This window comes from Acinetobacter sp. 161(2023) (assembly GCF_037027805.1).
Classification (GTDB): Bacteria; Pseudomonadota; Gammaproteobacteria; order Pseudomonadales; family Moraxellaceae; genus Acinetobacter.
Window position 1 is genome coordinate 1 of sequence record NZ_JAZEYD010000023.1, and the last position, 20,982, is coordinate 20,982.

Here is a 20,982-nt window from a genome sequence, read left to right on the forward strand (position 1 = left end):
CAAGAATTTATAGAACATAAACCCTAAAATGTAGTCTTTATATTCATTTGCCTCAATTTTTGAGCGCATTTTATTTGCGGATTCCCAAATTTTTGAGGCGAGTTGTTGCTTGTTCATAGATTCTCTACAGTTAGTTACAGCTGATAAAAGCCTCTATAGCTCTAGAATAGACATGAGTACTTTTATTAGGATTAGATTTCGATTTTAAATAGGTGCTTGGTCCATGGTATTTTTACTAATTTGATTGAGCTTCTCAACCTATAATTTGTAGAAAGTTTAAGGAATCAAGACAGATATAACGGTTCTATCATTTTTTAACGCTTCTATGAATAAAAATGACTTTACATTCGACACAATAATATTAAACAATAAAATTTTTACATATATTTCAAAATTTTAGCCTTCTTACGCTTCACAAGTAGGATAACTCTAAAAAAGATTCATATTTAAATTTATAAAGATTAATTTGAGCTGTGAATATCCTACTAATCTATTAAAAAGAAAAAGCCCCGAAACTTACGTTTCAGGGCTTTTCACGAATTTTGGTGGAGATGGCGGGAGTTGAACCCGCGTCCGCCAGCATTACGCTCGAGAATACTACATGCTTAGATATCGTCTATTGTTTTAACACCTTGTGACCCGACGAACAGGGTACAAGTTGCGATCCTCTAAGTTTGGTATAAAGCCCCGAGGCTTGACTCTATACGGACTTGTGTGCGTGCGCTACGGTCGGGTTCCTAAACCACAAGTATTCTAGGAAGCGGACAAACTGCCCTTAGGCAGCTAGAGCGTAAGTTTCGTCGTTTGCGACTAAAATATGCAAATTTGATTTACGAGAGAAAATGCGCTCTCGGCATGCATCTATGAGTTTCATCACCAGCGTCGAAGCCAATAACATCCCCATGAATGTCTGAACATCATAGCATAACTAAAATAAAATACTGTGCATTTTATCAACAGTCCGCTACTGATGAACATATTTACATAATTGAGTGTCTTTTGTTTTTTTCAAGGGCCACATAAAAAAGCTGCCAAACATGACAGCTTTTTTTAAAGTTTGGTCTATAAAGCACCATTGCCTAACACAATACCTTCACGGCGTGGGTCTACCCCTCCTGCGTATTTACTCTGATTATTAATGTTTACTTTCATAATCGTAGAAATACCGCTGGTTTGCGCAGTGTTGGCAACGCCATGCCCTTTTGCCTTTAAGCCTTCAATCAAATCAAGCAAAGAAAGCTGCACATTCGAGCTATCCACATTAGTGTTTTTGCTATTAGTCGCACCAAAGTTAACAAGCGAGGTGGCTTGCTGTGCATTTAAGTTCCAGTCCAGCGCACCCACCAAAGTTTTAACCACATATTGAATGATGGTGCCGCCCCCTGGTGAACCTGTTGCCATATAAAAATCATCTGGCGTGGTGCCTTTAAACACTAAAGTTGGCGCCATGGTACTCCGTGGGCGTTTGCCACCTTCCACACGGTTAGCAACCAGTGCCCCAGTGCTATCAAGCGGGTTGGCGCTAAAGTCAGTTAACTGGTTCGACAGCAAGAAACCATCCACCATGTGGAATGAACCCATGCTCGATTCAACAGTCGATGTCATTGAAACCACATTGCCATAGGCATCTACAATCGTGAACTGAGTTGTACCGTGTTCAACAGTGGTGTCGACACCCGAAGCTGGGTTGAAATTGCCCGCTGGCGCAACGCCCATACTTTGGTTCGGGTTAATCAGTGCTGCACGTTGTTTCAAGTAATTTTTATCAATAAAGCTTGCAATACCCTGTGCTGGTAAAGCGACAAAGTCGGTGTCTGCTACATATTTATCACGGTCAGCGTAGGCCAAACGTTCTGCCTCAGACACTAAATGCACGCCCATCACATCTGGCACACCACCTTCATTTTCAGGGTTTTTAGGTGGATAGAGCGACATATCAAAGTTTTCTAAAATACCTAGTGTTTGCGCAACTGCAATCCCTCCCGAAGATGGAGGTGGCATGGTACATACATAGTAACGGTCACGATACGTCGTACAAATCGGGTCGCGTTTTTTAACCTGATAGTTCGACAAATCCTGCAAGGTCATCAAGCTTGGAGTAATTGGAGTTTTTGCTGGGTCATCGCCAAATGGTTGTGCAGCTTTTTCCACAATCGCTTGGGCAATTGGACCAGTGTGCAGCGCATTTGCGCCTTGTGTGGCAAGGGCTTCTAGGGTTTTTGCATAGGCTTTATTGGTCATGGTCTCACCGACTTTACGTGGTGAACCATCTGAATGAAAATAGGTTGCCATTGCATTTGCATCAAGCGCTAAGCTGTTTGCATTACTTGCAATTGCATCTGCCAAACGACTCGGAATACGGAAACCGTTGTCAGCTAACCCAATCGCTTCACCAAAAAGCTGTTTCCATTCAAGCTTGCCATGTTCTTTTTGTGCTTGTTCAAGCAAACGCATCACACCCGGTACACCAATCGAGCGACCACTACGGCGTGCACTTGGTACAGGTGCAGGTGAATTTGGATCATATATATCTTGGCGAATTAAATAAAATTCGTTGGCTGCTGCTGGTGCGGTTTCACGACCATCGTAAGCCGTGACTTTTTTGGTTTTGGCATCGTAATACATCATAAAACCACTGCCAGCAATGGTGCTCGATTGAGGTTCTACTAAACCGAGCACCGCTTGTACCGCAACGGCTGCATCGACTGCACTGCCACCTGCTCTTAAAACATCACAGCCAGCTTTTACCGCAAGTGGTGTATTTGCCACCACCATATATTTATCTGCGTATTTAACCGTGTTACCGAGTCTATAACCCGACGCACCCTCAGGCGCTGCTGGGTCACCATTTTGGTTTGAACCGACCACCACGCTTGATCCGTCTTGTGCCAGTTTGCTACAACTGGTGGGGTCATTATCTACAATTAAATTGGGCGGGGTTGTATTTGAATCATCCTTGGGCTGATCTGACGAGGAGTCATCTCCACATCCTTGTAATAAACCGACTGCTAATAAACTACTGAACAAAAATGAATATCTTTTATTCACGTGATAACTCCAATATATACGCCTGCCTATCCATGCAATTGCCATGCAAGCTTCTTTGTTTTCAGGTATTAAGTTTTTTTAATCTTTGATAAAAATAAGGTTTTATAATATCGAATGTTTAAGGGCGTTTTTTCCTGTGCCCTGTATTAAGCCTCCTTGCTTGATATCAAATGCTTTTATAACCGATCTGCCCGATTCTGGCATGCTTTATTTAGCGAAATACAGGCAAAATCTACCATTTATAGACTCGCTCTATTTTTTAATAGATCTAAAAAAAGCACCTCCGAAGAGATGCTTTTTTGTGTTTAGTGGGATGGCATTCCGCTGACATCTCCTTTGGGTTTCGGACACAGCCAAATGACCAGCCCCGCAAAGACAAACACCATCGCAAACAGCAAAAATACATGGTTTGCCGACATGGTAATCGCTTCTTTATCGACGAGGTTTGAAATGATGCCTAAGGTCGAGTCAGCCGAAAAACCATTTTGCGCAAGGTTATTTTGAACTTCGGCAGTATTTAGGTTTGACACCATTTCACTACGGGCAACTTTAGCGTGGTCGTCCCACACGGTCACTGCAATTGAAGCACCAATCGCCCCTGCCATGGTTCTCAAGAAGTTCATAAGGCCCGCAGCAGATGCAATCTCTTGCTGGAGTACCGAACCGAGTGCAATGTTCGACAGTGGAATAAAGAAGAACGGTACAGCAAAACCTTGCAAGATTTGCGGCCAAGCCAGCGCCATAAAGTCGGCGTCTGTGGTCCAGAATGCCCGCATTAAGGTCACCCCACCCAGCAAAATCAAACCAAAACTGGCTAGTGCGCGTGGGTCATGTTTAGTCGAAAGCTTTGCCACAATCGGTGACATGGTCAAACTACCAAAGCCCATGGTTGCAGTTAAATAGCCGGCCCACGTGGCGGTGTAGGAAAGGTTCATTTGCAGCCACTGTGGAATCAGTACAATACTGCCAAAGAACGCTCCAAAGCCGAGCGATAAGGCCAGTACCGAAATTGCAAAGCCCCTATGCCTAAAGACTTTCACATCCACCACAGGATGCTTGTCGGTCAGCTCCCATATGAGGAACACCACAAAGCCTATGGCGGCAGTTAAGCCTAATACCACAATGCTGGTGCTATTAAACCAGTCTCGTTCGTGCCCCAAATCGAGCATGAGCTGTAGCGCACCAATCCACAAAATTAACAGACCTAAACCGACGGTATCGATTCTTAGCGAAATGGTTTCTGTTTCGGCTGGTTTGAGCAAACGGATTGCCGCTAAAACACAAACAATGCCGACCGGTATATTAATAAAGAAAATCCAGTGCCAAGACAGGTTGTCACTAATCAGACCACCCAAAATTGGTCCTAAAATTGGCCCAACGACGGTGGTCATTGCCCATAGGCCCATCGCCTGTGCATGCTTTTCTTGAGGGAAAATACGCATCAGCAAGGTTTGGCTGAGTGGCATGAGTGGACCGCCGCATAGACCTTGTCCAATACGGAAAAACACCAGCATGCCTAACGAATTTGCTAGGCCGCACAAGAAAGAAAAAATGGTAAAACCAATCAGGCCAAAAATAAAAACCCGAACAGTTCCAAAGCGGCCCGCAAGCCACCCCGTTAAAGGTACACAAATCGCTTCTGCAACCGCATACGACGTGACGACCCATGTTCCTTGTGTACTTGAAACAGCAAGGTTACCGGTAATGTGCGGCACAGACACGTTGGCAATGGTCGTATCGAGCACGACCATAAAGTTCGACAAGGCAATAACAAACGCTGCCAGTAATAAACGGCCACCGCTTAGTTCGGCAAAAGGTGTTTGCGTTTTCATAAGCGTTTACTTCGCAGATAAGTCGACTTTTGCTTCCATCGACAAGCCAACACGCAGTGGGTGTTCAGCAAGTTCTTTCGGGTCAAGTGCAATACGAACTGGTAAGCGTTGAACTACTTTAATCCAGTTACCTGTTGCATTTTGAGCCGGAATTAAGGCAAAGGCAGAGCCTGTACCACCAGAGAAGCCCATCACTTTGCCGTGATATTCAACATCGTCGCCATATAAATCTGAAGTAAGCGTAACGATTTGACCCGGACGGACTTTTTTCAACTGACTTTCTTTAAAGTTTGCATCTACATATAAATCATTAATCGGCACAATCATCATCATGCTGGTGCCCGGTGCAACACGTTGACCGACTTGAATATTACGACGCGCTACTACGCCATCGACTGGCGCACGAATAACAGTACGTTCTAAATCAAGCTGAGCTTGTTCAACATGTGCCTGAGCAACTTGTACATCAGGTGTTGAAACTTCGCTTACACCCTGAATTAAAGCTTCGTTCGCTGCAAAAGTACTTTCGGCAGCTTTACGGCTTGAAGACGCTTGTGCTAAACCTGCTTTTGCTAGCTCTAAGCCTGCTTTTGCTGTTTCAACTGCACTTTGTGCCTTGGTCAGTTCTTCTTTAGATACTGCACCAGAGGCAGCAAGCTGCGCACGGCGGTTCAGCTCTAACCCAGCTTTGTCGTAGTCAGCCTGTGCTTGAGCAACTTGTGCTTTCGCGCTGTTAATTTCGTCGGCACGCACCACAACTTGAGAGTTTAAAGAGCTACTGTTTGCCGCAGTTTGTTTGTATTGGCGTTTTGCTTTTGCGAGTTCCGCCTCAGCTTGCGCTAATGCAATTTTAGCATCACGGTCATCAATACGAACCAGCACGTCCCCACGATGTACCGTTTGGGTATCTTTTACGACAACCTGAGCGACCTGACCGCTCACCATTGAAGTAATTTGCGCGCTTTCAGCACCGACATAGGCATTATCCGTACTCACAGAATGATTTAAAAATAATGCCCAAATTGCATATAAAATAGCGGCGATCAATAAAATCAGCGCAAAAAAACCAAGAAATTTTTTGCGCTTGTTTTGATTGTTGTCATCCGAGGCAGATGTTGTTGGCACTGTTTCTTGTACATTGCTTTGTGCATCAGTCATGGTATGTTCCTAAAGCTGAGTTGGCTTTGCCATCAATCTTGCACTACACCTTGCTATAGAGTTTTTATTATTCTATGAACAAGACATATCGCATTGTCAAAGCAGTCAATTTTAACGCTAAAACCTCATAATATGAGAATAAAAATTTATAACTCATGCGTTCGTTCTAATTAAATTAATGTTTATCTCAAGGTTTTTATAAAAGTTCTAGCTTTTTAAACACAAAAAAAGCACACGTGGTGCTTTTAAATCGTTCAATTCATCGCCTAATAGGCATATGAAGCGATACCCGCAGCAATGGCTTTATCTTCATCATTAACCATTGTCATGCGCATAGTGCAGCCCTTACGCCCTAAACGTAACACTTCGGCGCGTGCAATAAAATACTTACCACGCCCCGGCGCCAAATAATCTACACGCATGTCGACTGTTGCCAAACGCGACACTTGCTTAATGGTCTCGGTTAAAGTTTCGGGGGTTGAACGACGATATAGATGTTCCATTGCCACAATTCCGCCAATACTATCGAGCAAAGTTGCAGCAACGCCGCCATGCAAAATCTGAAATGCCAGATTGCCAATCAGGTCGGGTTGCATCTCGATATAACCTTCAATCTGCCCGTCCACCACACGCATAATCATTCCACTATGCTTAAAAAAAGGAGAGCTATTAAACGCCTTACATAATTGCTTAAGAACTACATTCAGGTCAGTTTTTGCACCTAAATGGATGTTCCCAGTCCAATTTTTCTTTTCATCACTCATACGTTGCCTAAATTTAAAAGCATGATAAACACCCATAATTTTGTACAAATCCAGCATTATGGGGCTACAATACAGCAGTCGGTTGACAGTAATGGAATATCCGCCAACCTATCCTAGTGTAATACCGAACATCGAGATTGTTATGACTTATACGTTCAATCGTCCTGCATTTCCAGCCACTCGCATGCGCCGTATTCGTAAAAATGACCAGTTGCGTGCGATGGTCAGCGAAACACAGCTCACTACCAATCACTTGATTTATCCAGTATTTGTATTACCGGGACAAAATCAGACCCAAGATATTCCAAGTATGCCAAACATTCAGCGTTTGTCGGCAGATTTATTACTGAAAAAAGCTGAAAGACTTCTGGAATTGGGCGTATCAAAACTGGCTCTTTTTCCAGTCACCCCTCAAGAAGATAAAAGCCTGACCGCAGAAGCTGCATGGCATGAAGATGGTTTAGTACAAACCACTTGCCGTTTGCTTAAAAAAGAATTACCAGAAATGGTGTTAATTACTGATGGTGCCCTTGACCCTTACACGACTCATGGTCAAGACGGCATTATTGATGAGACAGGCTATGTGCTGAATGACGAGACTGTAGAGTGCTTGATTAAACAAGCGTTAAGTCACGCAGAAGCAGGTGCCGAAGTGATTGCACCAAGTGACATGATGGATGGCCGTATTGGCGCAATTCGTCAAGCTTTAGAAGCCAATGGTCACATCTATACCAACATCATGGCCTACTCTGCAAAATATGCGTCTAGCTTCTATGGCCCGTTCCGTGATGCTGTTGGCTCTGCATCCAACCTTAAAGGTGGTAATAAATATAACTACCAGATGGACTTTGCCAACCGTGCCGAAGCTTTACATGAAATCGCGCTTGATATTCAAGAAGGCGCCGACATGGTGATTGTAAAACCGGGCATGCCATATCTGGATGTAGTACGTGAAGTGAAAGATACCTTTGGTGTTCCGACATTCATTTATCAAGTGAGTGGCGAATACGCAATGTTAGCGGGCGCAATTCAAAATGGCTGGTTATCAGACTCGGTGATTTTAGAATCACTCATGTGCTGCCGCCGCGCTGGTGCAGATGGGATCTGGACTTACTTTGCAGAAACCGCTGCTGAAAAACTCAAGGAAATGAACTAAGTTCGCAGAGAAAGGATAACACTGCATGCATATTGCAATCATTGGCGCAGGCATTAGTGGGTTAATGTCTGCGCTGGAGTTGGTTGAACAAGGCTGTACCATCAGCATTTTTGATCAACAACAAGCGGGACAAGCAGCCTCTTGGGCTGGCGGAGGTATTCTCTCTCCGATGTACCCGTGGCGCTATGTGCATGCAGTGAACCAACTTGCTCAATTTGGCAAAGCGTCTTATCAAGCATGGAACCAAAAACTCTCCCCTGTTACAGGGATTGATTTTGAAATTCATGACACAGGCATGCTGATTTTTGATGAAGAAGATTTTGACGTCGGACTTTCCTACGCAAATCAACATCAAGAACCCATGCAACGCTGTGAATATTTACAGCGAGATGCCCTAGAGCAAGTCAACCCACATATTTCCGATCAGTTTCAAGAAGCGATTTATTTCCCTGAACTGTCTAATATTCGTAATCCACGCGTATTACAGTCCCTGATTAGCTATTTAAAACAACATCCAAAAGTTAAGTTTTTCGAACACGCTGCTGTCAAAAAACTAATTCAACAGGGTGATGTGATACAGGCGCTCCAAACCGAAGATGGTCGCAAACACACAGCAGATCATTTTGTAATAACTTCGGGGGCTTGGAGCCATTACTGGAACTCACAATTACAACTCGAAATTCCAGTCGAACCTGTGCAAGGTCAAATGCTATTGTTTAAAACCCCTGCCCACTGGCTACCAACCATGTGTATGAATCGAGTCATGTATCTGATTCCACGTATGGACGGACATATTGTGTGTGGGTCAAGCATGGCACATCGTGGTTTTGACACGTCTACCGATGAAACCACCCAGCACAATATTTTAGAAGCTTGTTTAGAAATAGTGCCTGAACTGGCCGATTTCCCGATTGTACAGCGCTGGGCAGGCCTCAGACCAAGCTCACCAAATGGTGTTCCCTACATTGGCAAAATGCCTGAAATGGACAACCTGTGGGCAAACTTTGGTCATTTTAGAAATGGGTTATGTATGGGTGCAGGCTCTTCACAATTGCTCCGTCAGCTTATGCTGGGTCAACCGACATTAGTGGATGCCAAAGCATATTCCCCAGAGCGTTTGCAAAATAAAATCTTAGCCTGACGCCAATATATTCTCTAAAGCCATTTTTAATTGCGGATAAGCAAACTCAAATCCTTCTGCTTGCAGAGCAGCGGGTTTGACGTATTGACCATTTAAGATCAATTGCGACTGTTCCCCTAACAAACAGCGAAAAACCGTGCTTGGCGCCGACAACAGTGGTTTCTTATTGAGTACCACAGCAGCTTGTTCAACAAATACCTTTTGAGTCACATTTTCTGGCGCTACTAAATTATGAATTTGGGCAGATTGAGGATGCTTAAATATAAACTCGACTGCACTTAACACGTCTTCAATGTGTACCCAAACCACAGGCTGACGACCGTGACCAATTTGACCGACTAAATTGAGTCGAATCGGAAGCAACATTTTAGGCAAGATGCCACCGCCCTGCCCAAACACCACACCTAAACGAATAATTTTAGTATTTTGCTGAGTATCTGCTAAAGCTGCATGTTCCCACTCTTGGCAAAGCTCGGACATAAAAATAGGCTGTGGCGGGCTTTGTTCTGTGCACACCTCTGCCCACTTTTCTTGATCATCAATCCCGTAATAACCAATCGCTGAACCAGAAACAATCACTTCTGGAAAAATTTCAGATTGCTTGAGCCATGCATATAACTTTCGGGTCGTATTTATACGGCTTTCAATGAGTTGTTTTTTACGTGACTCGGTCCAGCGTTTTTCGCCAATATTTGCACCTGCCAAATTCACCACATAGTCAATTTGACGTGTCGTAATATCTTCAAACTTTTGCACCCACTGTAAGGCAGGATGGTCAGATTTCTTTCCAGCCTGCCGTGTCACAGCAATCACCTTATAATTTTTTTGCAGCAGGAACTTAATTAAATGCGTTCCGATAAAACCACTGGCACCAGTGATTAATACATTCTTATTCATATTTCCTCCTAAGCTGAGGACACAAGTTTTATTTAATTATATAAGACTCATTTATATTTAATCGTAGCTGTTTATATAGTGATCTATTGCACATTAAACATTTTGTCTGCCATTCGCTGTGCCTGTTTGCCATAAAACCAATAGGTAATTAAATAAAGCGGAATAGCTAACATTAAAAACATAATCACCATAATGCTCAAGAACTGAGGCTGTTTGAGGTAAAGCATAAAGTTCTGCAAAATCTCAGGGTCTTTTCTGGCAAATAAAAACAGGCCAAATAAAACGCCACACAAGTTATAGCCCCAAAAAATCAGGGTAAAACCTAAAGTAAATTTCTTTTTTTCTTGTACAGTCGGTGCACGGCGTTCTTTCTTTAAAAATTTAAATAAGACAAAAATCATTGCGCCTAAATATGGAACGGCTGTTAAAATACCGCCTACACTCGCTGGTAATAGTGCTGCAACCACACCAACAACTAAGGTAAGTACGATGCATAAAGCAAAAAACCAGAGAAAGTAAGAACGTAATTTGGTCATATTTTTGCCTAATTTATGGGTTTAAAAAATAATTATAAATTTTTTTCGATTTTTTTTCATTTTTATGTCAACCAATCCGAAACTCTTGACGTTATATAGAGTAATAAGGTCGCAGCAACCGAATACTTCCTTTGCACGGCATCCGCAAAATTGTTTCGGTGACCTTTCATTACGACTCTTTTCTTCCTTCAGATTAGGTTTTGTTAGCAGCCGAAACCCTTGATGAAGTTTTTGACCGACGATTCTCTCATCACTCGAATCGTCGGTTTTTATTTTCTGGCACTTTCATTTATTTTACGCTCAGCATACACAATAGTCCTTTCGTGGCTATAAAGGCTATGCGTATACTTTTTACACCATAAAAATACGTTTTAAATAATATGAACAACATTGCCTATTTTGAAATCCAGTCTTCAAACCCTGCCCGCGATGCCCAGTTTTATCAAGCCGTGTTTGGCTGGCAATTTAAACTCGATGAAAACTTACCGATTGAATATTATCGTATCGAAACACCATCAATCATGGGTGGACTATTAAAACGCCCCGCTCAAACACCGCCAATGGAATATGGCACCAATGCATTTACTTGTTCGGTTCATGTCGAAAACTTTGATGAAGTTACTGCAAAAATTTTAGCGCAAGGTGGCATAATCGCGATGGATAAATTCGCCATTCCCGGTCGCGCTTGGCATGGTTACTTTGTCGATTTAGACCATAACGTTTTTGGTATTTTCCAAGTTGATGAAAATGCTGCTTAAAGATCTTATTTAACCAATTTATTTATTTTCTAATTTATAGCCACCGCATTTTTATCGGTGGCTATTTACTATTTATTCTTCGGCAAAACTAAAGCTGGCTTCACATGTAATTGGGAAATTTACCGAATTGGCAATCATACATTCATGATGTGCTTCTTCATGCAATTTTGCAGCAAGCGCTTGGTCAGCACCTTTTTCTAACACAATCTCTGGTCTTAAAATAATTTGAGTAAAGTGGCCGCGTTTAACTGGATCTGCATCTTCCATACACCCCAGTGCATGGTCGACATAACTCACAACGTGAATATGATTGACTGCACATAGGTGCAAATACCAAAGCTTATGACAAGCTGAAGCTGATGCAACCAATAAATCTTCTGGGTTCCATCTGGTCACATCCCCTAAATAGGCAGGGTCTGATGAACCTTGAATCGTGGCTTTCTGAGGATGTTGAATACTAAAGTCTCTTTTATATGAACGATAAGAAGAAGTGCCAGTTCCTGTATTGCCTTCCCACTGTATTTTTACTTCGTATTTATGAATGGTCATTTTGTTCTCAAAGTTCATGGTTTAAGTCGATAGTAACAAAGCAAAGTTTAAAGTGAAAAATTAATTTAAGTTTCAACTTAGGCTTAAATAACGAGCACTTTAAAATGTCTTGATAAAATCTCCTGTCAATTTATGCTAACGTATCTGTGTTTATTTTGGCTTGATGTCTGTTTCTATGTCCGTACATTTTCTACACACTTCTGACTGGCATTTGGGGCAGTTTTTTTATAATCATTCACGCCACTACGAACATCAACAATTTTTAAGCTGGTTACTCATTCAAATTCAAGAAAAACAACCGCATGCTCTGCTCATTGCCGGCGATATTTTTGATGTGATTAACCCGGGTTCTCAAGCACAAAAACAACTCTACCAATTTTTAGCAGATGCCCATCGTATTGCGCCGCACATGCAAACGCTTATGATTGCAGGCAACCATGATTCAGGCTACCGTATTGAACAGGTCGAACCACTCTTAGAAAAATATAATGCAAAAACCGTGGGCGTGGTTCGCTGGAATGAAGATAAAACCCTAGATCTCGATCGACTACTTTTACCTATTTATAATCAAAATAAAGATATTGTAGCGTGGTGCCTTGCCCTACCTTTTCTACGTTCGGCCGAAATCACGGGCTTTAATGAACATACTACTAACAGCAAAAATGCGATTGCCTATTTGCACCAGCAACTCATTGCCGAAGCCAAACGTCGTAAAACGCCAGACCAAGCGCTTATTTTGATGTCGCATGCGCACATGCAAGGTGGGGAAACATCCGACTCTGAACGCCCAATTATTATTGGTAATGAAGAAGCGCTTTCAACGACTTTATTTGAAGATGCTGTCGACTATGTGGCTTTAGGACATCTACATAAACCACAAAAAGTAGGTCAGCCGCACATTCGTTATAGCGGTTCACCCATTCCACTTTCTTTTAGTGAAATTAACTATAAGCACCAAGTGGTTGAGGTCAAAATTGACCCAGCTCAAGAGACAGACAACCGTTTGCAATTTGAAGCTGTAGAAATTCCGCGTTGCATACAATTGCACCGTATTCGTGGTGAATTAAATGAGGTCTTGCAACAACTCAAAGCGTTACCTCACGGCGTGATTGAAAATATTGACCACCGTGAATATGTCGATATTGAATATTATAGTTTAACGCCGCCACAGCCGAATTTACGGCAACAGTTTGAAGCAGCCCTACCACCTGATCGCTATCGTTTAGTACGTATTTCACGTCAATATGTGAATAAAGACATCACCGATTCAAATGCCACTCAGCAAATTGCTCTTGAACCTCCTACACCAGAAAAACTCTTTCAGAATATTTGGGAAAAACAAGGTTACAGCGCCGATGATGCGGTCTTAAAAGATTTTCTAAGCTTGGTACAAGAAGCACAAAAACATCTTGAAAATGATGCAACCCCTTAAGGATATGTCATGAAAATTTTATCCATTCGAATAAAAAATCTGGCATCTCTTTCTGATGAACACTTTATTGATTTTGAAAGCGCGCCCTTAGCCCATGCGGGTCTCATTGCGATTGTGGGAAAAACGGGTGCTGGTAAGTCGACCATTTTAGATGCCATGTGCCTAGCCCTGTTTAATCGGGTTCCACGTCTTAAAGACAGCGATGGTAAATTAAAAGATGTCGATGGTTCAGAGTTACTGACCAATTCGCCTTTAACTGTATTACGCCGTGGTACAGGACATGGTTTTGCTGAACTTTGTTTTATTGCACAAGATCAAAAACGCTATTTGGCACGCTGGGAAATTAAACGTGCGCGTGAAAATCCGAATGGTAAATTACAAAGTGTGCAACGCCACTTAAAATGCCTGACCGATGGCGTGGTACTTGCCGACAAAGCCAAAGCAGTTGATGAAAAAGTTAAACAAATTACACAGCTTTCTTTTGAACAATTTACGCGTGCCGTATTACTTGCCCAATCAGAAGTAACCGCATTTTTAAAAGCACGAGATAGCGAACGCGGTGAGTTACTTGAGTACCTAACTAACTCCAGCATTTTCGCCAAAATTGGTGAGTTGGCTTTTCGTAAAACAGCAGATATTGCAAAGCAGCGTAAACAGCTTGAAGAGTTCTTAGGCCACATTGAAATTTTGTCTGATGAAGAGATTGCTGCATTTACCGAACAATATCAGCAAGCTGAACAAAATCATCAACAGTTAGAACAACAAAAAAATGTCTTAGACAAACAACAACAATGGTTTGAGCGCAAAGCAAAACTTGAGCAAGAAGTTCAAGCTAAAGAGCAACAGTTTCAAACCCAGCAAAATCGCTATCAACAATTGACTGGTGAGCGTGAGCAATTAAAACGACTCGAAGTTTTCTCTGAAATACGTCAACAGGTTTTTCAACAAGCTCAAAATTTACAAACCCTACAACAACTTGAGCCGCAAATTCAGCAAGCTCAAACCAAGTTCAATGAGTTGGTTCAAATTTTTGAAACGGGACAAAAACAATATCAACTTGCAGAACAAGAGCTCAAACAAACGCTCGATTTTGAGCAACAGCATCAACATGCTTTAAATCAAGTTCGACAGTCCATTCAAGAACGTGCTTTTATTGCCGATGAATATAAAAAGTGCAAAGAAAAAAGACATGTATTTGAGCAGAAACTCAGTCCACTGCAACAGCAACAAAACACTGTGCAACAGCACATTGCACAGCTTGAGCAGAACCAAACTCATCTTCAACAGCAACTTACCCAAACTCAGCAATATGCTGCGTTAGATAAAGGCCTTTCAGCACATCTGCATCAGCTTGGGCAATTTATTCAAAATTACCAAGCGATTGAACAACAGCTTGGAAACCCTACCCTTGCTCGCCAAAAGCTATCGGAAGCTAAAAGTGAACTTGAACAACTGACAGCTTCACTCGGCACAGTTGAACAAATTGAGTTAAAACTTGAGCAACAGCGTAAAGACAAAGATCAGAAGCTTGCTCAAATCACGCAGTTAGATCTGATTCAGCAAAAAATAAAAATTTATCATGAATTATATGCTGAGCTTCAGCAATTCACCGAAAAACATACTCAAGCCTCAGAGCAAGAACAGCAGCTTAAAACCCTTTGCCAGTCAATTGAGCAAGATTATCAAACAGCAAAAACTGAACGTGAAAAGTTACAGCACATCCTGCAACAGCAACGTTTATTACACACCGAAAATATTGAGCAGTTACGAGCCAATCTTAAAGACGGCGAAGCGTGTTTAGTGTGTGGAAGCACACAGCATCCTTATCGTGTTGATGACAGTGCAATCTCCAAGGCGTTGTTCGATTTACAGCAACAGCAAGAACAACAGGCGGTAGCGCTAGAGCAAACTAAATTTAACGCATGGCAAAGCCAACAGCATGGCCTCACCCAGTGTCGTGCCGAGCTTGAACAAGTTCAGAAATATCTAGCTCAACTTCAAGCAAAACAATCAAGCTTGCAACAAGAGCTTGAGCAGCAATTTAGCCTCAATCAGTTACAGATTGAGCTTAATCAAGCTCCTGAACAAATCTTGCAAACGCTTAACGAACTCAGACAAGCCGCGCAAACTGCGATAAGTTCATTTGATTCAGAAAACTTGCGTTTAACCCAAGCGATTAAACAACACAATCAGCTCGTTCAATCTATTCAGCGTAATGAAAGTTTGCTTAATACAGCACAGCAATGGCAACAACAAGTTCAACATATTGTTGAGTGTCTATCTGAAACCGAACAGCACGCGTGGCAGCAGTCGAGTAGCCAAACAGCTAAGCAGACTTGGACTATTCTCGATGCACGTGCTAAGCAGCTTGAACAACAAGAACAGCTTTCACAGCGTTTTGAACAGCAGCAACAAGAGCTTAAAATGTTAGCTGCTAATCTTGAGCAAATGACCAAGCAAATTGATGAGATCGATCAAAATCTCAAAGACATTACGCTTAAAGGCCAACAAAATAATGAAAAAGCGGTGTCGCTCATTCAACAAATGACAGGCCGCGCTGACATTAAACCGCACGAATGGTTAATTGAGCACGATGCTAAACGTCAGCAGCAACAAACGACGTATCATGAGGCTAAACAACGTTTCGAACAAACTAGACAGCATTTTGAGCAGCAAAAACAGGCGCTCGATCAACTTAAGCATCAACATCAACACACCTCACAACATCAGCAGCAGATTGATGGACAAATTCAAAACTGGTTAAAAGCTCACGCTGATTTTCAAGCATCTGACCTTACAGCGCTCATGCAGATTAATTCAGCCCAAGAACAAGATATTCGTAACCGCCTTAATCATGCCGAGCGTTTATTAAGTGAAGCTTCTTCTGCCCTTAAGACCATGCAAGAGCAATTGAGTGAGCATTTACAAACTCAGCCAGATATTGAACATGAAAAGCTTGTTAGCCTCATTCAAGACAATATTGCAGAGCTTAAAGCACAGCTTGAAGTACGTGATCGGCTTAAGCTTAAGCTCGAAGTGCATCAGCAAAATCTAGCTAAACAGCAACAATACGCTGAGCAAATTCAAAATATTCAGCAAGAAGAACATCGCTGGAGCAAAATTTCAGGTCTCATTGGCGATGCTAAAGGTAAAGAGTTCCGTGACTATGCCCAGCAATATCATTTAGATATTTTAGTTGAACATGCCAACCAGCAATTGGCAATGCTGTCTCAGCGCTATACGCTCAAACGTCTAGAGCAATCGTTAAGTCTTGCGATTATTGATCACGACATGGATGGAGAAACCCGCTCTGTTGCATCGCTATCTGGCGGTGAGTCGTTCTTAACTGCCCTTGCCTTATCTTTAGCCATTGCCAATATGGCATCGGGTTCAATGAAAATTGAATCGCTGTTTATTGATGAAGGCTTTGGTACTTTAGATGCATCATCTTTGCATATGGTCATGAATGCTTTAGATCAATTGCAAAATCAGGGACGTCAGGTCATTCTCATTTCGCATATTCAAGAAATGCACGAACGTATTCCTGTACAAATTCAGGTGAAACCGCTTGGTGCGGGTGCAAGTACAATTGAAGTCGTAGGTTAATTAAGTAAGTTTTTTATCTCAAACTTTATTTAATTTTATATAAAAAAAGGGGCATATCATTTACGCCCCTTTTTTCTTGTATAGTCTTGTACTAATTTTTTATTTTTAAAATATCAAAAAATTAATTAACGCAGAGCACCACAACTGCAAAACCGATACAGTACATACCGAACAAATGCCAGCGTCCATGTTCTAACCATGATGACAACCATTTTAATGCCAAAAGACCAGCACCAAAACTAAAGCACATGCCCAATAAGCTTGGAACCATCGAATGGAACACTTGTCCATGCGCAACGGTTTGTAAACCTTGAGCGTGAATTAAACGATATAATTCTTTTAAAATAACTGCTGGCGTTAATACAACAGCTAATGCAAAACTGAATTCTTCAGCCTTTTGACGAGACACCCCTAAAAATAGCCCAGTAGAGATCGTTGCACCAGAACGTGAAAAGCCACGGAAAGGTAAACACAAAGCCTGTACTGCCCCAATAATAGAAGCGCTACGCAAACTGATTTCACCCTGCTGACCACGATCTAAACGCGAAGATAAAATAATCAGAACACCTGCCGAAATCAGCGCAGCCGCCATTAATTTTGAGTTACTAAACAAATGCTCAATTTCGAAACTGCTCGCGCCACCGAAAAACACATGTTTAATCATAGATTGAAGCGCTAAGCCGAGCACGCCTGTAATAAGCGTTGCCAAAATGATATAGAAGGCTTGTTTTTTAAAGCTTTCCCATGACGAAAAATAGGTCTTTTTCCAAGATTTCCAAAAGTAAACGATCACTGCAAACATCGTACCTGTATGTAACATAACAAGTAAGAATGTCATATCGGGTGCAGATGGATCATACCCCATTAACTTTTCAGCTAAAATAACGTGTGCGGAACTAGAAACCGGCAATAATTCAGCGAATCCCTGAATAATTGCCAGAATGAAAACATGCAACAAATCCATACATTACACACTCAAATATTAAAATATCTGGTTTATAAACGAGGAAAATTAAATTTAAATTAATCGATTACAGTTTCACCACAAAATACTTATCTAAATTGTAAAAGTCATTTTTTCTCAATCGGGTCACGTTTTCCAAATAAAGCAGTTCCTACACGTACCATGGTTGAACCTGCAGCAATTGCAGCATCTAAATCACCTGACATTCCCATGCTTAATGTGTCCCAGTGTTCTGGGTGGACATGTTTTTCTTTCACCGCATCAAATAACTTTTTGGCATCTGCAAAAGCGGCTGTATTTTCTGGTGCTGGAATTACCATCAAGCCACGTAGCTTGATTTTCGGCAGTTGACTAATTTGAGCAACCAACTCGGCAACCTCATCTGGTGCGCAACCGTCTTTACTATCTTGCCCGTCAATATTCACTTGCACACAAATATTCAAGTCAGATTGATCTTGAAGCCTTTGATTAGACAGTCGCTCAGCAATAATTAAACGATCTACACCATGTACCCAATCAAACTTTTCAGCCAAATGTTTAGTCTTGTTCCGCTGAACATGGCCAATAAAATGCCATTCGATTTCTAAATCATGTAAAGCTTCAATTTTGTCTAAAGCTTCCTGTAAATAGTTTTCACCAAATGCGCTTTGCCCTGCTGCATACATTTCACGCAAACTTTCACTCGGATGTGTTTTTGATACGGCTAAAAGTTGCACAGTTTCAGGCGCACGTTGAGCATGTTCACAAGCACGTTGGATTTGCTGTAATACGTGCTGTCGCGCATCTTGCAGGTAATTCATTGACAAGGTTCTCATTTTCAAAAAACTTTTTTGCTTTTCACCTAAAGCGAGGTGTTGGTAAGCCTCGGTGAAAGCCGTATATTATTCTACAAAATAATGACATATTTTGATTTACTTGGGGAAATTATGGATATTACAGAGCTACTCGCTTTCTCTGTGAAAAATGGCGCTTCCGATTTACATCTATCTGCTGGCATGCCGCCAATGATTCGCGTTGATGGTGAAGTTCGCCGCATTAACTTACCGGCCTTAGAACACAAAGATGTTCATCGTCTTGTCTATGACATCATGAACGATAAACAGCGTCGTGACTATGAGGAAAAGCTCGAAACCGACTTTTCTTTTGAAGTGCCAAATGTTGCTCGTTTCCGTGTTAACGCATTTAACCAAAACCGTGGTGCTGGTGCCGTGTTTCGTACCATTCCATCTAAAGTACTCACCATGGAAGATTTAGGCTTAGGTCAAATCTTTAAAGATATTTGTGATTACCCACGTGGGATTGTACTGGTCACAGGTCCAACTGGTTCGGGTAAATCCACGACACTTGCAGCGATGATGGACTATATTAATGAAAATCGTTATGACCATATTTTAACGGTTGAAGACCCAATCGAATTTGTACATCAGTCAAAAAAATGCTTGATTAACCAGCGTGAAGTGCATCGTGATACACATGGCTTTAATGCAGCACTACGTTCGGCACTGCGTGAAGACCCCGATATTATTTTAGTCGGTGAGATGCGTGACCTTGAAACCATTCGTTTAGCACTTACCGCTGCCGAAACGGGTCACTTGGTGTTTGGTACGCTCCATACGACTTCTGCTGCAAAAACCATTGACCGTGTGATTGACGTATTCCCTGCCGAAGAAAAAGACATGGTTCGTGCCATGTTGTCAGAATCTTTACAGGCTGTTATTTCCCAAACTCTACTTAAAAAGAATGGTGGTGGACGTGTCGCAGCACATGAAATCATGATTGGTATTCCTGCCATTCGTAACTTAATTCGTGAAAACAAAGTCGCACAAATGTATTCATCAATCCAGACTGGCGCAAATCATGGCATGACGACACTCGACCAAAGCTTAAAAGGTCTAGTTTCTCGTGGTGTGATTAGTCCACAAACGGCTCGTACTGCTGCAAAACAACCTGAATCATTCCTATAAAAAGAATTAGAGAATCAATATGGATTTTAATGACCTACTCAACCTGATGGTTGAAAAAAAATCATCCGATCTTTTTATTACAGATGGTGTTGCACCATCTATGAAAATTAACGGACAAATTGTTCCAATTTCAAAAAATAGTCTTTCAGGGGATGTTATTGGTCAACTCTTACATTCCATCATGAGCGAAAAGCAACGCAAAGAATTTGCGGACACTCGTGAATGTAACTTTGCCATTATGAACCGTGATAAAACTGCTCGCTTTCGTGTGAGCGCTTTTCAGCAGCGTGACATGCCAGGCATGGTACTACGTCGAATTGAAACTAAAATTCCTTCAATTGATGACTTGCAATTACCGCCTGTTCTTAAAGATTTATCAATGACTAAACGCGGCATCATTATTTTTGTTGGTGCGACAGGTACGGGTAAATCGACGTCTTTGGCCTCAATGATTAGCTATCGTAATCACAATACTAAAGGTCATATCATTACCATTGAAGACCCAATCGAGTTTATTCACGAACATGCGGGCTGCATCATTACCCAACGTGAAGTCGGAATTGATACAGACTCATTTGAAATTGCCTTAAAAAATACTTTGCGACAAGCGCCAGATGTGATCTTGATTGGTGAAATTCGATCTCGTGAGGTTATGGACTACGCGATTGGCTTTGCTGAAACAGGTCACCTTGTATTGGCCACAATGCACGCTAACAACGCTAACCAAGCACTCGACCGTATTATTCACTTCTTTGAAAGTGACCGCCACAGTCAACTCTACATGGACTTATCACTTAACTTAAAAGCCATGATTGCACAGCAACTTATTCCAACGCCTGATGGCAATTCGCGCCGCGCCGCAATTGAGATTTTAATTAACTCTCCATTAATTTCAGACTACATTCGTAAAGGCGAAATTCATGAAATTAAAGACTTAATGAAACGCTCGCGTGAACTCGGTATGCAAACCTTTGACCAAGCTTTATTTGATTTATATAAAGCGGGCGAAATTACCTACAAAGATGCTTTAAAACATGCCGACTCACCTAACGATTTACGTTTGACAATTAAGCTTGCCGAAGAAGGATCTGATCAAACTTCAGGCACAAACCAGCATTTAACCTTCGATAGACAGTAATTTCTTCATAAAAAAAGGAAGGTTAAACGTAACCTTCCT

17 protein-coding genes and 1 other RNA gene are annotated in these 20,982 nt (G+C 41.8%); 7 read left to right on the forward strand and 11 right to left on the reverse strand.

Annotated features, from left to right (window positions below):
- The 6 genes from WA249_RS18985 to WA249_RS17820 form a co-directional block, all read right to left on the reverse strand.
- The coding region (locus WA249_RS18985; protein ID WP_442892006.1) for a type I restriction-modification system subunit M N-terminal domain-containing protein at positions 1-117 on the reverse strand (117 nt) is incomplete at its 3' end.
- A 426-nt stretch (positions 118-543) separates the two neighbouring features.
- Positions 544-902: a transfer-messenger RNA gene (gene ssrA, locus WA249_RS17800) on the reverse strand.
- A 160-nt stretch (positions 903-1,062) separates the two neighbouring features.
- A complete protein-coding gene (gene ggt, locus WA249_RS17805; RefSeq protein ID WP_336170697.1) occupies positions 1,063-3,048 on the reverse strand; it encodes a gamma-glutamyltransferase in 1,986 nt (661 codons plus the stop codon).
- Positions 3,049-3,353: 305 nt separating this feature from the next.
- Complete coding sequence (locus WA249_RS17810; protein ID WP_013198748.1) at positions 3,354-4,880, reverse strand: DHA2 family efflux MFS transporter permease subunit; 1,527 nt, start codon at positions 4,878-4,880, stop codon at positions 3,354-3,356.
- A gap of 6 nt (positions 4,881-4,886) precedes the next feature.
- Entirely contained in the window at positions 4,887-6,038 is a 1,152-nt protein-coding gene (locus tag WA249_RS17815; RefSeq protein WP_336170700.1) for an EmrA/EmrK family multidrug efflux transporter periplasmic adaptor subunit, read from the reverse strand.
- Positions 6,039-6,304: 266 nt separating this feature from the next.
- A complete protein-coding gene (locus WA249_RS17820; protein ID WP_336170760.1) occupies positions 6,305-6,802 on the reverse strand; it encodes a thioesterase family protein in 498 nt (165 codons plus the stop codon).
- A gap of 142 nt (positions 6,803-6,944) precedes the next feature.
- Between WA249_RS17820 and hemB the strand changes: the two genes are divergently transcribed.
- The gene (hemB, locus tag WA249_RS17825) at positions 6,945-7,958 is read left to right on the forward strand and encodes a porphobilinogen synthase (protein WP_004794101.1); all 1,014 of its coding nucleotides are present in this window, start codon (positions 6,945-6,947) and stop codon (positions 7,956-7,958) included.
- Positions 7,959-7,983: 25 nt separating this feature from the next.
- Positions 7,984-9,099 (forward strand): NAD(P)/FAD-dependent oxidoreductase, encoded by a 1,116-nt coding sequence (locus WA249_RS17830; RefSeq protein WP_336170702.1) that lies wholly within the window; start codon positions 7,984-7,986, stop codon positions 9,097-9,099.
- Here the strand turns inward: WA249_RS17830 and WA249_RS17835 are convergent.
- Positions 9,091-9,996, reverse strand: coding sequence for a TIGR01777 family oxidoreductase (locus WA249_RS17835; RefSeq protein ID WP_336170704.1), 906 nt, complete (start codon positions 9,994-9,996; stop codon positions 9,091-9,093). The genes WA249_RS17830 and WA249_RS17835 overlap by 9 nt on opposite strands.
- An 83-nt stretch (positions 9,997-10,079) precedes the next feature.
- Positions 10,080-10,532 (reverse strand): ABZJ_00895 family protein, encoded by a 453-nt coding sequence (locus WA249_RS17840; protein ID WP_336170706.1) that lies wholly within the window; start codon positions 10,530-10,532, stop codon positions 10,080-10,082.
- A gap of 380 nt (positions 10,533-10,912) precedes the next feature.
- Here WA249_RS17840 and WA249_RS17845 point away from each other — a divergent pair, with 380 nt between their 5' ends.
- Positions 10,913-11,290 carry a VOC family protein gene (locus WA249_RS17845; RefSeq protein WP_336170708.1) on the forward strand — a complete coding sequence of 126 codons (378 nt, stop codon included), beginning with the start codon at positions 10,913-10,915 and terminating at the stop codon, positions 11,288-11,290.
- 72 nt (positions 11,291-11,362) lie between these two features.
- Here the strand turns inward: WA249_RS17845 and WA249_RS17850 are convergent, their stop codons facing one another.
- The gene (locus tag WA249_RS17850) at positions 11,363-11,839 is read right to left on the reverse strand and encodes an OsmC family protein (RefSeq protein WP_336170710.1); all 477 of its coding nucleotides are present in this window, start codon (positions 11,837-11,839) and stop codon (positions 11,363-11,365) included.
- Positions 11,840-12,002: 163 nt separating this feature from the next.
- On the opposite strand from WA249_RS17850, the gene WA249_RS17855 reads away from it, so the two are divergent.
- The gene (locus WA249_RS17855; RefSeq protein WP_336170763.1) at positions 12,003-13,271 is read left to right on the forward strand and encodes an exonuclease SbcCD subunit D; all 1,269 of its coding nucleotides are present in this window, start codon (positions 12,003-12,005) and stop codon (positions 13,269-13,271) included.
- A 9-nt stretch (positions 13,272-13,280) separates the two neighbouring features.
- Entirely contained in the window at positions 13,281-16,877 is a 3,597-nt protein-coding gene (locus WA249_RS17860; RefSeq protein WP_336170711.1) for an AAA family ATPase, read from the forward strand.
- A 121-nt stretch (positions 16,878-16,998) separates the two neighbouring features.
- On the opposite strand, the gene WA249_RS17865 is transcribed toward WA249_RS17860, so the two are convergent.
- Positions 16,999-17,841, reverse strand: a complete 843-nt coding sequence (locus tag WA249_RS17865; RefSeq protein ID WP_336170713.1) for an undecaprenyl-diphosphate phosphatase — start codon at positions 17,839-17,841, stop codon at positions 16,999-17,001.
- Positions 17,842-17,948: 107 nt separating this feature from the next.
- Entirely contained in the window at positions 17,949-18,641 is a 693-nt protein-coding gene (locus WA249_RS17870; RefSeq protein ID WP_336170714.1) for a YggS family pyridoxal phosphate-dependent enzyme, read from the reverse strand.
- Between the two features lie 126 nt (positions 18,642-18,767).
- On the opposite strand from WA249_RS17870, the gene WA249_RS17875 reads away from it, so the two are divergent.
- The gene (locus WA249_RS17875) at positions 18,768-19,805 is read left to right on the forward strand and encodes a type IV pilus twitching motility protein PilT (RefSeq protein WP_336170716.1); all 1,038 of its coding nucleotides are present in this window, start codon (positions 18,768-18,770) and stop codon (positions 19,803-19,805) included.
- A gap of 19 nt (positions 19,806-19,824) precedes the next feature.
- Positions 19,825-20,943: a PilT/PilU family type 4a pilus ATPase gene (locus WA249_RS17880; RefSeq protein WP_336170718.1), complete on the forward strand. Its 1,119-nt coding sequence runs from the start codon at positions 19,825-19,827 to the stop codon at positions 20,941-20,943.
- Positions 20,944-20,982: the final 39 nt, after the last annotated feature.